This window comes from Mammaliicoccus sp. Q-M61 (assembly GCF_022386055.1).
Classification (GTDB): domain Bacteria; phylum Bacillota; class Bacilli; order Staphylococcales; family Staphylococcaceae; genus Mammaliicoccus; species Mammaliicoccus sciuri_A.
In genome coordinates, this window is record NZ_JAJNJL010000048.1 from 1 (window position 1) to 224 (window position 224).

Genomic DNA, 224 nt, shown 5'->3' on the forward strand with positions numbered 1-224 from the left:
TCTCCTACTTTGCCATTTAAAGTTGTTGGATTTTGAATTTCAGTGCCTTCTTCATCCACATATCTTACTGTTACATGACCGTCTGCTTTTTGATACACATATGTCACTGTTTGATTATCTCTTGAATATTTACCCTCTGGGGTACCTTCTGTTTCTAGATAATTGTATTCATTGATTTGCTCTGGATGTGTTGAACTATAATCTTCTCCCACTTTGCCATTCAA

General features: G+C 35.7%; 1 protein-coding gene. It reads right to left on the bottom strand.

The features are described from left to right. Positions 1 to 224: MucBP domain-containing protein (locus LQ677_RS14650; RefSeq protein WP_239749104.1), on the bottom strand; the 224-nt coding region annotated here is incomplete at both ends.